This is a genomic window from Nitrospiraceae bacterium (genome assembly GCA_020632595.1).
Taxonomy (GTDB): Bacteria; Nitrospirota; Nitrospiria; order Nitrospirales; family UBA8639; genus Nitrospira_E.
This window is the reverse complement of record JACKFF010000001.1, coordinates 1,040,768-1,055,030: the sequence shown is the minus strand read 5'-3', so window position 1 is coordinate 1,055,030 and position 14,263 is coordinate 1,040,768. Positions and strand designations below refer to the sequence as shown.

The 14,263-nt window shown below is 51.2% G+C and carries 17 protein-coding genes; 5 read left to right on the top strand and 12 right to left on the bottom strand.

Features of this window, described 5'->3' with window-relative positions; genetic code table 11:
- Positions 1-63 precede the first annotated feature (63 nt).
- From H6750_04875 to tadA, 4 genes are all read right to left on the bottom strand, one after another.
- On the bottom strand, positions 64-984 hold the full coding sequence (locus tag H6750_04875) for a type II secretion system protein (GenBank protein MCB9773640.1): 921 nt from the start codon (positions 982-984) through the stop codon (positions 64-66).
- Between the two features lie 268 nt (positions 985-1,252).
- A complete protein-coding gene (locus H6750_04870) occupies positions 1,253-1,771 on the bottom strand; it encodes a hypothetical protein (GenBank protein MCB9773639.1) in 519 nt (172 codons plus the stop codon).
- 286 nt (positions 1,772-2,057) lie between these two features.
- The gene (locus tag H6750_04865; GenBank protein MCB9773638.1) at positions 2,058-3,269 is read right to left on the bottom strand and encodes a type II secretion system F family protein; all 1,212 of its coding nucleotides are present in this window, start codon (positions 3,267-3,269) and stop codon (positions 2,058-2,060) included.
- The gene (tadA, locus tag H6750_04860) at positions 3,262-4,950 is read right to left on the bottom strand and encodes a Flp pilus assembly complex ATPase component TadA (protein MCB9773637.1); all 1,689 of its coding nucleotides are present in this window, start codon (positions 4,948-4,950) and stop codon (positions 3,262-3,264) included. The genes H6750_04865 and tadA overlap by 8 nt, the downstream gene beginning before the upstream one ends.
- A gap of 24 nt (positions 4,951-4,974) precedes the next feature.
- Between tadA and H6750_04855 the strand changes: the two genes are divergently transcribed.
- Positions 4,975-5,178, top strand: a complete 204-nt coding sequence (locus H6750_04855; GenBank protein MCB9773636.1) for a hypothetical protein — start codon at positions 4,975-4,977, stop codon at positions 5,176-5,178.
- A 97-nt stretch (positions 5,179-5,275) separates the two neighbouring features.
- On the opposite strand, the gene H6750_04850 is transcribed toward H6750_04855, so the two are convergent.
- From H6750_04850 to H6750_04825, 6 genes are all read right to left on the bottom strand, one after another.
- The gene (locus H6750_04850) at positions 5,276-5,959 is read right to left on the bottom strand and encodes a prepilin-type N-terminal cleavage/methylation domain-containing protein (protein ID MCB9773635.1); all 684 of its coding nucleotides are present in this window, start codon (positions 5,957-5,959) and stop codon (positions 5,276-5,278) included.
- A 133-nt stretch (positions 5,960-6,092) separates the two neighbouring features.
- On the bottom strand, positions 6,093-6,767 hold the full coding sequence (locus H6750_04845) for a tetratricopeptide repeat protein (protein MCB9773634.1): 675 nt from the start codon (positions 6,765-6,767) through the stop codon (positions 6,093-6,095).
- A 506-nt stretch (positions 6,768-7,273) separates the two neighbouring features.
- Positions 7,274-7,606: a glutaredoxin gene (locus H6750_04840; protein MCB9773633.1), complete on the bottom strand. Its 333-nt coding sequence runs from the start codon at positions 7,604-7,606 to the stop codon at positions 7,274-7,276.
- Positions 7,607-7,610: 4 nt separating this feature from the next.
- On the bottom strand, positions 7,611-7,859 hold the full coding sequence (locus tag H6750_04835) for a BolA family transcriptional regulator (GenBank protein MCB9773632.1): 249 nt from the start codon (positions 7,857-7,859) through the stop codon (positions 7,611-7,613).
- Between the two features lie 281 nt (positions 7,860-8,140).
- Positions 8,141-8,866, bottom strand: coding sequence for a hypothetical protein (locus H6750_04830; protein ID MCB9773631.1), 726 nt, complete (start codon positions 8,864-8,866; stop codon positions 8,141-8,143).
- A gap of 106 nt (positions 8,867-8,972) precedes the next feature.
- A complete protein-coding gene (locus tag H6750_04825) occupies positions 8,973-9,308 on the bottom strand; it encodes a hypothetical protein (protein MCB9773630.1) in 336 nt (111 codons plus the stop codon).
- Positions 9,309-9,332: 24 nt separating this feature from the next.
- Here H6750_04825 and H6750_04820 point away from each other — a divergent pair, with 24 nt between their 5' ends.
- The 3 genes from H6750_04820 to H6750_04810 all read left to right on the top strand — a co-directional run bounded on the left by H6750_04820 (position 9,333) and on the right by H6750_04810 (position 11,483).
- Positions 9,333-9,659 carry a GNAT family N-acetyltransferase gene (locus H6750_04820; GenBank protein MCB9773629.1) on the top strand — a complete coding sequence of 109 codons (327 nt, stop codon included), beginning with the start codon at positions 9,333-9,335 and terminating at the stop codon, positions 9,657-9,659.
- Between the two features lie 78 nt (positions 9,660-9,737).
- Complete coding sequence (locus tag H6750_04815) at positions 9,738-10,898, top strand: anhydro-N-acetylmuramic acid kinase (GenBank protein ID MCB9773628.1); 1,161 nt, start codon at positions 9,738-9,740, stop codon at positions 10,896-10,898.
- 54 nt (positions 10,899-10,952) lie between these two features.
- A complete protein-coding gene (locus H6750_04810; GenBank protein ID MCB9773627.1) occupies positions 10,953-11,483 on the top strand; it encodes a DUF2726 domain-containing protein in 531 nt (176 codons plus the stop codon).
- Between the two features lie 218 nt (positions 11,484-11,701).
- On the opposite strand, the gene H6750_04805 is transcribed toward H6750_04810, so the two are convergent.
- Positions 11,702-12,322: a hypothetical protein gene (locus tag H6750_04805; GenBank protein MCB9773626.1), complete on the bottom strand. Its 621-nt coding sequence runs from the start codon at positions 12,320-12,322 to the stop codon at positions 11,702-11,704.
- 108 nt (positions 12,323-12,430) lie between these two features.
- On the opposite strand from H6750_04805, the gene xth reads away from it, so the two are divergent.
- A complete protein-coding gene (xth, locus tag H6750_04800; protein MCB9773625.1) occupies positions 12,431-13,207 on the top strand; it encodes an exodeoxyribonuclease III in 777 nt (258 codons plus the stop codon).
- Between the two features lie 258 nt (positions 13,208-13,465).
- On the opposite strand, the gene H6750_04795 is transcribed toward xth, so the two are convergent.
- Positions 13,466-14,056, bottom strand: coding sequence for an arginine decarboxylase, pyruvoyl-dependent (locus H6750_04795; protein MCB9773624.1), 591 nt, complete (start codon positions 14,054-14,056; stop codon positions 13,466-13,468).
- Positions 14,057-14,263 lie beyond the last annotated feature (207 nt).

Here is a 14,263-nt window from a genome sequence, read left to right as displayed (position 1 = left end):
TCCGGCGCAGGTGTCTGAGCGTCGGCAAATGATGTGGGTGATTGCGGGGTGTCGATCATAGTATTAGGGGCTATAGCAACCGCTATTGTTGATTCGCCATTTGGATCCTGTCGCGCAGTCGGGGTCGAATTGAAATCCGGCCTCGGTGGTCAAGGTGAATTGTATTTCTGGAACACTAAATGTATTGGCTTCGTCCAAACTAATCGTGGTTCCCAAGAAGTGATAGCGAGTATGCGGCACAAGCATGCTGCCACCGGAATCAGTCGGGCTCCCATCCACCGCGTAACTGCCTCCGGCCCCATTGGCAGAGAGGCTGAGGAGATGAAATAAATGGCCGACGTGCCCGCGACGAATTTTTAGATCCGGTGTTCCTGTTTCATCGGTACTCCACCAGGTATCAAATTCGGCATCGTTGGTAATGGCGGGATTCACATTTTGGGACAGATGGGTAATGACCATAAATCGTGCGTCCCCCAAGGCCGTCGTGGAGAGACCTGTGGAGTTGGTGAATCCACTGATATTGGGTTGCACGAAGTAATAGCGAAGAAATCCATTAGGGTTGGTGGTGAGTTGTCCTAGAGCGGCCGCGACGAAATCCGGACTCAGCGCAGTAAGTGTTGGCGGAAATGAACGGGTCTGCCGGACGTAGAGTTCAATTCCCCGAGCAATTGTCGCCAATTGTTCATCCTCCGCCTCCCGCTTCACGGCGGCCAGTTGATGAATCACGTTTGGCGCAATGAGGCTGGCAAGAATGGCGATAATTGCCAGGACGCCGATCATTTCCACAAGCGTAAATCCATTTGGAGAAAGACATCGTGAGGTCTCAAATAATGCGGAAAATTTCTGACCAATTTTTCCAATGGTGTTCCGGTTATCGAACTGAATGAACCGGAGGCTTGTGCCGGGACGCCAGGTTGTCTCGAATGGGATCGAGGCCGTCTGAAGCCCTATAGCCTGAATAGGAAAGTCATTGGGTCTTGCCATGAGTTTGATCCCGTCTTGCTCCTGCCCTGCGAGGTTTCCATCTCGGGGTGCGGGAGAGTAGTCTTCTCTCCATCGGGTATATCCCGCCTAATAGTCCACCAACCCTTCTTTCGGTGTTTGAAAAGCCAATCTTAATTTTCTTAATATTTTCAAATGATCATGGCGGGTTTGTGAGGACCACTGGGGGCGGGAAGATCAGCCGGCAGTCAGGTCATGGAGGCGGAAACCGGGCATTTTTTGCCGGGTCAGGGAGCGAGAATGTTTCCGCCTAACAGGGCGGAGACAGAGGATTCCATCGTTTGGTGGCGATGCATAAGGGATCGAACCAATAGCCGGTATTGGTGGTGAGAGAGAATGCAATATCAGGGGTGTTGTAGCTATTGTCCTCGTCCAAACCGATTTCAGTGCCCAGAAAATGAAGGCGGCCATGCGTTGGAAGAAGCGCGCCGTTGGAATGAGTTGGTTGGTGGTCAATCGAAAAGCTTCCCCCGTTTCCCTTGGGGGTAAGGTTGACCATATAAAAAAGATGGCCGAACGTTCCACGATGAATAATGAGTGGAGGAGTCGTGCTGGCATCCATGTTCCACCAGGTTTCAAAGGAGGCGGGTGTGGTGATGCTGGGGGCCGCATCTTGTGCGAGATTGGATATGAGAAGAAAACGGGCATTGAGGAGTTCCCCGACAGGCAGTCCGGTCGAATTTTGGAATCCGGCTATGGAGGGATGCAGCGCATAATAGCGGGGAAAGCCCCGTGCGTTTCGCGTCAGTTGGGCTGGAGGCAATGGCACAAAGTCGGGAGAAAGGATGGGTAACGAAGAGGGGAACGCGTGGTTCTGTTTTGTCGTAGATACGAGATGACACCGTTGGCGATGAGCTGAAGGTCACGGGTTTCACGGTCTTCACTCGTTCGATCCCAGACTCTGATCATGGAGGGCGACACAACAGCGAGCCCTATAAACAGAATCGCCAACAAGCCGATAAAGATAATGAGGGTCGTTCCGGCTTCCGGGTCAGAGACATGTTGTTGAGGGGGAGGGCAAGGTAAGGCGACGTCAGGGTGGCCCAGGCAGTCTGTCAATGGATTCCACCCATTAAACTCATCATGGGCATAAAGAGTGATAATGCGACGATTCCCACGATTGCAATTAATCCCAGAGTAATCAGGGGCTCGAGAATGCCAAAAACCTTTTTGATTCTGCGGGGAATTTCCCGATTATAATAATTCGCCACATTCATGAGTGTATGGGGTAATGTCCCGGTGGCTTCCCCGACCGAGATCATTTGAATCACCATTGGGGGAAAGACCGGGTGACGGCTTAATGATTCATTGATGGTAGAGCCCTCTGCCACGGCGCGTTGCGTGTCCTGTAGTGCCCGTTCCATGACAGAATTGCCCACCAGGCCCTGGCACAATTGCAGGCTTTGCAGAACAGGGATGCCGGCTCGATACAAGACGGCAAAATTTTGAACAAATTTGGATATCGTGAGCATCCGGATAAGTTCTCCCAGGACGGGGAGTTGTAAGATCATGCGGTCCCGCCAGTGAGCAAAGCCCGGAAGGGATTTTCGCCCCACGATCCACACTATTGGGCCGAGCAGGAGGAGCGAACTCCAGAGCCACCAGCTCCCGACGAAGAGTTCACTGAGGGTGATGATAAAAATGGTGATAGTCGGAAGCGGCACATGTAGACCTTCCAGGATGGGGACAAATCGTGGAATAACGAACGTAAAGAGCAAGACCAGTAATCCGATTACCGCTGCCATGACGATGCTTGGATAAATCGTGGCTTGACGCACATCTCCACGGATCTGATCGACCCAATCCAGATATCGTTCTAATTCTTTGAAGGTCTCGGTCAAGGTGCCACTGTCTTCTCCGGCATGCACCAGATTGGTAATTTGAGGAGGAAAAATCCTGGGGTGTTGCTTCATGGCATCATGCAAGGTGTTTCCGGCCTCGACTTGTTGAAAGATTGCCTGCAAGGTCGTACGCAAATGAAGGTTGGGTGTTTCGATCGACAAACTTTTTAAAGCCTGGGTCAGGGGAATGCCGGCCTCGAGGAGTGTAAACATGTGTGTGGAGAATTCCATGAGATCGCGGGGTTTGACTCTCCCTCTTTTTTGAGTGGTTCGGGCAAGGGACTTCGGTTTGGATTCCAGTGTGCGCACGAGCCAGAGTCCCATGTCCTGAAGTTGGCGTTCCAGGTGGAAAAGATCCGGCGCCGCCATCTCTCCCTCAACGGGCTTCCCATGGGCGTCGATGGCGCGGTACTGAAAATTAGCCACCGGTCACCCTTAACACTTCTTCGAGAGTGGTGATTCCCTGAAGGGCTTTCATGAGTCCGTCATCAAACATCGTTGGCATCCGATCCCGCCGGATGATTGCCCGAATGCCTGCCATATCCGGGCCGTGCACGATAGGCCCATGTAGTTCCTCCGAAATCTGGATGATTTCGTAAATGCCTGCTCGGCCTTTATAGCCGCTCTGGCCGCATGCGTGGCATCCTGTTCCGGTCCAGAGCGTCGGGGGAATGTGTCCTGGCAATTCCACTCGAAGGTCCGCAAGGACAGTGGAGGCATCTGTCCGTTCAACCTTGCATTCGGGACAAATACACCGAACGAGGCGTTGTCCGATAATCGCGGTCAGGGCGGAGGCGAGGAGGAAGGCTTCCACACCCATGTCGATTAAACGGGGAATGGCCCCTAGTGCATCGTTGGTGTGAAGTGTGGAAAAAACCAAATGTCCGGTTAAGGCCGCGCGCATGGCCAGATCGGCCGTTTCTTGGTCGCGGATTTCACCAACAAGAATGACGTCAGGATCTTGTCGAAGGAGGGCACGAAGTCCGGCCGCAAAGGTCATGCCGATGTCTGGATTGACTTGTGTTTGGCGAATGAGAGGCATTTGGTATTCGATCGGATCTTCCAGTGTAAATACACTTTTTTCTTTCGCATCCACATGACGGAGCGCCGTATATAACGTCGTGGTCTTTCCACTTCCTGTGGGACCCGTCACCAGAATAATGCCATGGGGACGTTGGATCAGGGATTGGATGCGCGATTGGTCGCTGGGTGTAAACCCCAGCGCCAGGAATTCTAACTTCAACGCCCCTTTATCCAGAATTCGGAGGACAATGCTTTCTCCAAAATTGGTTGGGAGGGTCGACACACGAAGATCAATCCGGCGAGTGCCTAAGGTAAAGGGGATCCGGCCGTCCTGGGGAGTTCGTTTTTCTGTGAGATCAAGATTGGCCATGAGTTTAAACCGAGCGGTAATAGGCGCTTGAAGGGGTTTTGGAATGAGAATTTCTTGGGTGAGAATGCCGTCAATGCGCATTCGGATCCGTAAATAGTACTCATCCGGCTCGACATGGATATCTGTTACCCGTGATTGAATGGCGGCGGTAATGAGTTGATTGCACAAGCGAATCATCGGCGCCACCCGGCTTCCGTCTTCCCCGAGATCAGAGATCCCTTTGACCATTAATTCATCAAGCAGTTGCTTGATGGATTCCCGGTGCGCATAGTGCCGCTCGATGGCTTCAATTAATTCCTGGGCAGGGGCCGTGTGGGTATGGACGTTGAGCCCGATCCGACTTTCAATGGTATCCACCGCGACGATATTCAATGGATCTGCCATAGCCAGGTTCAACACATTTCCCTGTTTGCTAAGAGGGAGGACTTGAAACTGGGTGGCGATGTCATAGGGAATGAGATTGACAATGTCCGGTGGGATGAAGATCGTGGAGAGGTCGACTAAGCCGGTTTGGGTGCCCTCAGCGAGATAATGGGCCAGGACTTTTTCGGTAATGAATCCCAGGCCAATGAGGGTTTGGCCGAGCATGACCCCTTTTCTCTTCGTCTCGCGGACCGCCAAGTCCAATTGTTCTTGAGTGATCCAGCCGTCTTGGAGGAGAGACGTTCCGAGAAGAGGCCGTGCGGCTGTGGGAGGTGTGGGTGTGGTTGGCATGGGGCAGATTGCTAGGAGAAGCTTATGGGCCACAGCAAATGGGCGCTCGCCTGTGAGAACCGCGTAGGAGGAGGGAGCACAGCCATTGTTGGAATTTTCTCAATCATTCCTCAAGGGTCTGTTGAAAAAAGCCGCCAGCGGCGTTCTCGCCATTTTCCCGTGCTCACGTACGACGCGTACGCTCCGCGCGTAAAAACGGCTGCGGCCTTGCTGGACGGACTTTTTTGAACCGACCCGGAGCCTTGATGAGTAATCTCATCCTGGGCACATTTTCCCTTGAAAATCTTTATTATTCAACACTCCCCTCAATGAACGAGGATGTGAATTATTGATGTGTAAGATAAATGTACAGGCGATCATTACCCGGGTTGTATTTCACGCGTCCGCGTAATTGGCGTTCGGTTAAGCTTGTACCGATACCGGCATCGATGACTCCATCAATTTCATTGAATTCCGTATCGGACACTCCGTCGACTCTGAGATAGGCCACTCGAGCTCCAGTGGGGAGATCGCTGTTGCCATCATCACCCTTCAGATCCCAACCTACATTCGTTCCTGTCGTCGCTGTCCCGAGTGCAACTGCCGTTTGCGCCGGCATGTACATGGTGGTGCCCAATCCCGGAGGCGTATTGGTATTAAATTTTTCCAGATAGGGTCCTCGGAATCGGCTCCATTGATTCGCTCCGGTATTTAACGGATCGGAGGCGTCGAGTGTTAAACGAGCTCCAAGAGAGGTTACGGTGGCGCTATTCCCTCCGTTCTCTTGTGCCGGAGTTCCAGCGGCATTGAGAGGCCAGATGGTTCCGATATCTCCATAATACTTTGCGACGGCAGTTTCATACGTTCTTACAGCGGCAGCCAGGGAACTGGCTTTGGAGGACGCAATCAGAGTGAAAATCTTTGGCAGTAACAAGGCAATCAGTATGGCGATGATAGCCAATACCCCGATCATTTCCACCAAGGTAAATCCCTGGGAACGATGAAGCGGCCGGAATAGATTTTTTGGCATCTGTCAGTTCTCCTTTACGAGGGGCGCGTCGTCTGGCCGTATTTCAGACTCAATATGGCAAATGGTATAGCACGCCCATAAAAATCCATCGGCACATGGGATGGCATTCTTAAGTCCACCCGTTGTCCGGAAATCAGGATTGCGGCCGTGAGCGGGCTTGCAGGTCTAGGAGTGCGATGCCGGCAAATGGATCTCCGAGTTGAGATGCTTGCCTGAAAAGCCGGTGAGCGGCTTTGGGATCTGAAGGGACGATGTGGCCATCTGCATAGAGGTATCCCAGATGTACGAGTGCTGAAGAGAGACGAGGGTTGAGTTCAAGCGCCTGTTGAATGGCATCTTTGGCATGGTTAATAAAGCCCAGACTTTTCAGCGCCATGCCCATGCCGAGGTACGCCTCGGCTGATTCGGGATCGGTCCTGAGGGATTTTTGATAAGCCGCTATCGCGTCTTCCGGCCGACCATTCAGCAACGACCGCCAACCTGCATTCGCCTGATCTTGATTGTCATTGTTGTGAAGCAGGACTGCGATGTGTATGGGGTTCTTAGATGGAGGGGAATGGGATTGCTGAGATTCTATAGGCTTGAGTCCGATGGGCGAAGGGCGAAGGGGATTGGTAGGCAGAGCGGAGTCCTCAACCTTTGATGAGGTGACGTTTTGGCGTTCAGGCTGAGCCTGGGGAGGGATATAGTTGTTGATTTTTTCTAGTTGCCGGATGAATGGCTGAGAGTCCGATTCATCTCCGTGACTCAGGTCTTGGGACCCAGGGAGGGTTAAATGACTTCCCTGGGCGGAAGACCAGGTCATCATTCCTAGACCAATGATGATACTGATGATGAACGTGACTGAAGATGACCCTAGGGGTTTAGATGTTCCTTTGTTTTTTGCCCTTAGTACGAAGATGGGATATCTCATGATGGCCCAGTGCCTCAATGGTTCCAGGTTGAACCTATCGGACAAGAGACAACACGCTTAAGGGATTACGCGTGAAGGGTTGACCAAATTTCCAAAGACCCAATTTAATAAGCTAGGAACGGCCAACAAAAGAATACATATGCTGGAGAGATAATAAGGGGGGGCTTAGAGGTGCCTGATATTCCCCCATGTTTCAAACCCTGGGTCAACGTGCGGCCACCGGTTCTTAGAGGTAGGAATAAAGGAAGCGTCTGAGGTGTGTAGGGAGTTTCCGTGATTAACAAAAGAAAAGGTCGGGTCTTGCTGGAGGCGTGTTCCGACTGGGGAAAGGCCTGAGACAGACAACAAAGCCCACCTGTTGGGGAGGTGGGCCTTGTTGAGCCAGGAAACGTTTGGATTGATCAGGTGGCTTGATCGGAAAATGCTGCTTTTAGAAGTGGCTGCAATTCCCCTTTTTCTTCCATCGGACCCAAGACATCCGTATCCCCATAAAACTGGCCATTAATAAAAACTTTTGGCAATGTCGGCCAGTTGGTCATTTTAGAAAGAGCCTCCCGTTTTTCAGGATTTGGCAAGGCGTTGATTAATTCATAGGGATAGCCGAATTTGTTAAAAAACTCCATGGTTTCCACGGTAAATCCGCACTGTGGGGCAGTCTTGGTGCCCTTCCCGTAAATGAGAATTTTGTGTTGGGCGATTTCTCTCTTAATTTCATCTTCAATGGGCGTACTCATAAGATTATCCTCCTTGGGCTTCATTGCGGGTCTTGGCCTGAATTTCTAGTGCATGAATGCGTCCGTCCTTCATGGGCGCGTCTAGGGCTTGGTAAATCATTCGATGGCGGTCCAATAAATTCTTTCCTTCAAAGGCATTGGAAATGACTTTGACGGTAAAATGGTCCATGGTACCGGTTCGATCAAGGACTGAAACTTCGGCATCGCCCAGGGCTTGCTGAAGTTGAGTGCTCAGCTCTTCAAATGTCATCATAGAAAAATTTAATCCTGTTGAAAAATGATGAAATAGTCTTCGGCTACTATACCGGAGAGAGAATTTTCTGCGCAATGCAGGCATGGAATCTTCTCAGAATGGTTCCTGAGGGAGGGAAGAATGTGTGGAGTCCTGTCTGTGCGGTATGGAGAAAGCCCGTAATCCGAAGGGAATAAGGAGGAGTGAGGCGACGGGAAGAAAAATGTGGATAGGGAAAAGTAGGTGAGGAGGGGATCCCTCTTTTGCCTCTTGACTCCTAAATTTTTTACCGCATTATTTTTTTAGATCGGAGAAGGATAGAGATGTGATTGCAGAAAGGCTCCGAGGCCCTGCAATACTTGAATGGGAATTTCATGGCCCCCGCGGAATTCTACCCAACTGACCTGTAATCCAGCCTTTTGGATATGCTCACGAAGTTGCTGCGCCATGGAAAACGATAAAATAGGATCGTCGGTGCCATGGCTTTGAAATACCGGGAGACCCTGGCGATTGGGTAGGCGAGCGAGCCACTCTTGCTTGGCAATGAGGGTGCCCGATAGTAGCACCAATCCTGCGAAGGGAATTTCGGTATGAAGGACCAGATCGGTCGCCAGCATGGCCCCCTGGGAAAACCCTCCAAGGATCAGCGATGGTGATGGTACGGACAGGGTTTCTATGGCAAGAGAGAGGACATCCTGCATTTGGGTGCGGGCGGGAGACAGGCCGCGGGGGATTTCTTGTGATAACGCGTCCCACTGCCCTTGGGCCCTGGCTTGTGTGAGGCGTTCCATGTCCAGCATCCACCAAGCTCGAGCGTCGCCAAAGCCCATGCTTAATTGGAGTGGGGCGGCAGGAAAGAGAAAACGGACGTCATCCGGGACATTGAGGTACCGCCATAAGGCAACTAAATCATCCCCTGGTGCTCCGAATCCATGCAAAAGTACCACAAGTGGTCCCTCGCCGCTCCCTTGGCGATCCACACCACCGGTAATGCAGACATCTAAGCCGGCCCAATGTTCGTGTCGCATACAGTCAAAAACCTAATAATGAGAACAAAGCAGGGGAATATTTTCAATTGGCTATGGTTTTGATAAACACGCGACCCTGATGCTGGAAGGGGAACGGTGAAAAATCCTAATGTCCCATTTTCGGGGCGCCGGCATTGGCGCCTTCTGTGATGAGCGGAATTCGCAAGGTCTGATGGCAGTGATTACAGACGACTTTCAGGGTATTCTCGTCGGCATATTGGATCTCTTCTTCTTTTTTCCAAAATAACTTCCCGCATTTTGGACATTTTCTGACCAGCATCGACATCGGCACGACTCCGGTTTTTTGTCTCGTATTTCTAGTAGACTTAGTGTAATACATCTTGCCACAATCTGCCAACGCATGATCAATTTTTTGGATTCCCATGACGTCAAGGCGCAACAGCTTTTGGCATTGTTCTGCCAAACGGACTGGGCTTGCCATCGTTCACTGGAGGACACTGAACGCATGCTTGCTCATACGGATGTGGCCATTTCCGCCTGGGATGGCTCAAGACTTGTCGGGTTTGGGAGGGTGTTGACGGATTTTATCTATCGGGCTTCGATTTGGGATGTGATCGTGGATCGGGCCTATCAGGATCGGGATATTGGTAAAGGGATTATCCAGCGAATTTTAACGCATCCCAAGTTGGAGCGGGTGGAGTTGTTTTGGCTTTGCACCAGGCGCTATCAGGGGTTTTACGCGTCTTTGGGATTTTCTGATAAAGAACAGACTGGTATGGTCTGGGACCGCGGCAAACATATAGCTCCTCCCACGAAATTATTGAATGGGTAGAGATGGGCGATGGCGAGGGTTGCAACAATTCAATTGTCATTCCAATGAAACGCGCAGGCCAATGAATCGAGGAAATCGATGATCGTTGTGGGGATGATGTCAGGGACATCGGCGGATGGGGTGGATGCTGCAGTTGTGGATATTCGCGGAACTGGACATCGTCTCAAGAGTGTGCTGCTCAAACATGTTGGTCGTCCGTATGCTCCCAGGCTCCGACAACGAATTTTACAGGTGTGTGAGCAGGGAACCGTTGAGCAGATCTGTCACCTCAATGTGGTCCTGGGTGAAGTATTTGCTAAAACCGCGTTGTTAGCCATCAAGCATTCCGGCATTTCTCCTCAACGAGTGGCGTTGATCGGCTCGCATGGTCAAACGATTCATCATCGGCCGGCCGCGATCTATGAGCCTGGTATTGGGCAGATCCGGTCGACACTCCAAATTGGAGATCCCCATGTGATTGCGGAACGTACCGGCATCACGACTGTTTCGGATTTTCGAGCCAGAGATCTGGCGGTCGGTGGAGAGGGAGCTCCATTGACTCCTTATGTCCATGCCCTTCTTTTTGCGCAGAAACATCTCACACGAATGGTGGTCAATCTGGGAGGGATTGCGAATGTGACCCTATTGCCCCGGGGGGGGAACCTGGCAGCGGTTCGGGCGTTTGATACAGGCCCCTGCAATATGTTGTTGGATGGATTGGTGGCTATGGAGACAAAGGGGATGGCCGGATTTGACCGGGGTGGTCGTCTTGCCATGAAGGGTCAGGTGGATAAGGGCTTGCTTCGTTGGCTGCTGGCACATCCCTATGTCTCTCGAAGGCCTCCCAAATCCACTGGGCGTGAGATGTTTGGAGAGGAGTATATCCAGCGTGTGTGGGCTCAGGCGAAGCGTCGCCATTTGGCTATTTCTGACCTCTTGGCGACAAGTTGCCGGTTTATTGCTCAGGTGATTCACCAGGCGCAAAAGTGGACGAGGGAAGTCCCTGATGAGTTGGTGTTTGGCGGTGGAGGGGTGCGAAATGCCCGGCTCTGGTCAGAACTGTCCAGTGTGTTCGATCCCTTTCCCGTGATGCGCATGGATGAATGTGGGGCATCCAGCCAGGCCTTTGAGGCGCAGGCCTTTGCGGTGCTGGCGTATCAAACCCTGAAGGGTGTCTGTGCCAATCTGCCTAAGGTCACGGGTGCTCGCCATTCGGTTATTTTGGGGACGGTCACTCCCGGTATTCACGGACTTCCCTAGAATGTTTCTTATGGTTACGGGATTTTTCCCACTGGTGCAATGACGGACAGATTCATGTCTCAGAACGGACTCTCACTGATTCTCCTGGCTGGGTTCATGCTCGGAGTCGTGTTTTTGTTGCGATGGATCTGGCGTCGTCCCCTTCCAGCAGGTGTGCTTCCGGCTTTGAATCCTGAATCTGGTGAAAGTGTGGTAACCGCTCGACCCATCATGTCGCCGGAAGAAGCGACTCTCTATAATCTGATTACCTTAGCGGCTCGTGATCATATGCTGGTTTTGGCCAAAATTCCCCTTCTCAGTGTCCTGTCCGTTGTCGATAAAGATGAAGAAGCTCGAAAGGCCGCCATGCGAATGATTCAGCCTGTTCGTTGTTATGTCGTTCTTGCCCATCCTGGGACACTTAAAGTCACGACAGTGATTACCTTGAACAAGGAGGTTTCTCCTACGGCAGGACGTGAAGACCGAGATCGATTTGTGGAGACCCTGTTGAAGGCGGCGGGAATTCAATCGATCATTCTTCAGACCACACAGACGTATTCGGTGGATCAGCTTACCAGATTACTTGGCCTGGCTGAGGAAGAATAGGACCGGGAATCGATGGACATTTTCGGGCAAGGTCCCTGTGCGCGAGGAATGTCGTGTATTTAGGAGCCTGTCGGACTTTGGGAATCGATAGTGAAAATGTAGCTGAGCAAGGGCGGATATTGACAATTTTGCCGCCCCCCAGTGGGACTATAGACCAAAAATGCCAGGAAATATGGACCGTTTAGGAACTTTTGCCGCATCTGAAGTCCGACAGGCTCTTAGGCCGTAATGACCGGTAGAATGGCCTGAAAGGTTTTCAGACCTTCATCAACGATGGTGCCTGTTTTGACTGCCGGATCATGCATTGGAAGAAACCTGGCAATTTTAAAGAATGTCCGATGGTCGAGTGTTGCAGCGATTTCTGATCGTCGACCGTGTGTAATCGGAAGTGTCAGGCCAGGTCCCATTTTCCACTCCCAGAGAGATGGGCTGAGACACAGGCAGAGATGATGGTCTGCCACCTCCGGGTATCGATTAAATAGATTGCGTCGATACTGCTTCACAAGCGGGCCCTCAACGATCAGTGCGAAGACCATGTGGTGTCCCCACCAGATGAGGGAGCGGAACGCGAATTTATTCTCACGCGTATAAAATCTTGGGAAATCGACATATTGGTAGGGGAAATTTTCCAGATGTTCGCCTTTGACAAATTGACTGGCTTGAGGGTCGAACCCTTCAGGAGCCAAAAGGTGATGGTAGCCGATTTCTGCCTCGAGCCGGTCATGGAGGTGTTCCAGGACCTGTTTGATTTTGACGGAAATTTCGGCTTTTTTCCGAAAAAAATCCTGATCGCTTAAGAGGGCCAGTTCATCAGGAGTGAAGAAAGGACTGGTAGCCATAAGTTCATGCACCTCACATACCTGAGGATTGGTTGTGGAGGAGTATCTGCCTTTGTTCTGTTTGAGGAATGCCTATAGCGTGAGTGGTGAATAGGAGTTTCAAGAAGAATGAAAATTGCGACCTACAATGTCAATTCAGTTCGAAAGCGGATCGGTATTCTTCACAAGTGGTTACGGCAACACAACCCTGATGTGATGTGCCTTCAAGAGACTAAAGTACAGGATCATGCGTTTCCCCTTCAAGCATTTTCCGACTTACCCTATGTCATCAACTTTTGTGGGGAGAAATCCTACAACGGCGTCGCCGTATTCAGCCGGGCATTGCCGGAAACCGTGGCATTTGGTTTTGAAGACGGGGAACTGCCAGAGGATTCCACTCGGCTGGTTCGAGTGGTGGTCAATGGCATCATGATTATTAATACCTATGTTCCACAGGGATTTGCCATTGATTCGCCGAAGTATGCGTATAAATTACAGTGGTTCCAGCGATTGAGGCGGTATTTTTCGCGTGTGATCTCACCAGGACAATCCGTGATTTGGTGTGGAGATATGAATGTGGCCCCTGAACCGGTTGATGTGCATAGCCCGGAAAAACACCTCAAGCATGTGTGTTTCCATGAAGAAGTGCGTCGAGCCTATCATGAGACGGTGTCCTGGGGATTCGTGGATGTGTTTCGGCATCATTTTCCGCGTCGTCAACAATTTACGTTTTGGGATTATCGACGTCCAGGTGCTTTAGAAGCGAACCGCGGGTGGCGCATAGATCACATTCTGGTTACCCCGCCGCTTCTCCCCTATTCTCAAACGGTGAAGGTGGACGTTCAGCCTCGTCGTGCGGAAAGCCCTTCGGACCATACCGTCTTATGCGCGGAATTCTCACTGTAAGAGTGTTGAATACTAATAATTATTGCGCGCAGAGCGTGCTTCCAGTATGGGAGCAGGGAAAAATGGCGAGAACGCCGCTGCCGGCTTTTTTCAACAGTCCCACTGTGAGGGAAAAGGGCGGTTCTTGCAGAACCGACTCTGCTAAGTGAGGGGGAATCCTACTGCATAACAGATGTTTGAATGTGGTTTTGTCAGGTTGCAAAAGAGTCGAAAAAGAAAAGCATTTATTCACCAGAATGGCTTGCCCAATCCACGCCCCTATTTTGATTTTTTTTGACGGGGCTTTGGTTCGTCAGTGATGTTTTCAAGTGGAATAAAGACTGCACACGCGACCACGGTCGTCCAGAGATTTGGTTTTCCGATCGCAGATTGCGTAATGTTCTGGGTTCGAACAATATCCGTTCCCATTTTGAATACCTGCTCACGTTCCTTCCATGCAACATTTGGATCGAATTTGATGCCAAGGGTGGTTGCGAGCATTTGGGCCGCGAGGTCTTCGGTATATTCTCCCGCCTCTTCGTCCGTTTCTCCATAGGCATGATGTTCCGACAAGTAGCCATAATTAACCTTCCTGCCGGAGGGAATGGCCACGCCGATTGAAGCCGAAATCAAGCGATTCCGCTCGTTGGTTTCGGATCTGGCCATGACGCAAAAGGTAATTTCGCCCGGATTAAGTAACTGCTCGCCACGTTTTCGCGAGATAATTTTACAATCCGGAGGAAGAATGGAGGAGACGGTCACCAGGTTGCAATAAGCAATTCCCGCGCTCCGGAGGGCTTCTTCGAAAGATGCCAGTTTTTCCTTGTGGACGCCCACACCTCTGGTGAGAAACATTTGCGTTGGGACCATCGCGACTCCTTCGTCGATCAGTTAGTGGTGGATTGGGATAGGCAGGAGATGACCAGGTGATCGTCGAATCTGATTCACAACCTCGCTCTCCAGTCTGTTGGCGAAAACTCTATATGGGAAAGCCTGGACGATTCGAACGCCACGGGAAAGAACAACCTTGCCACGTACGCGGGTATTTTTACCAAGAGTGGTTGGCAAGGTGCAAGA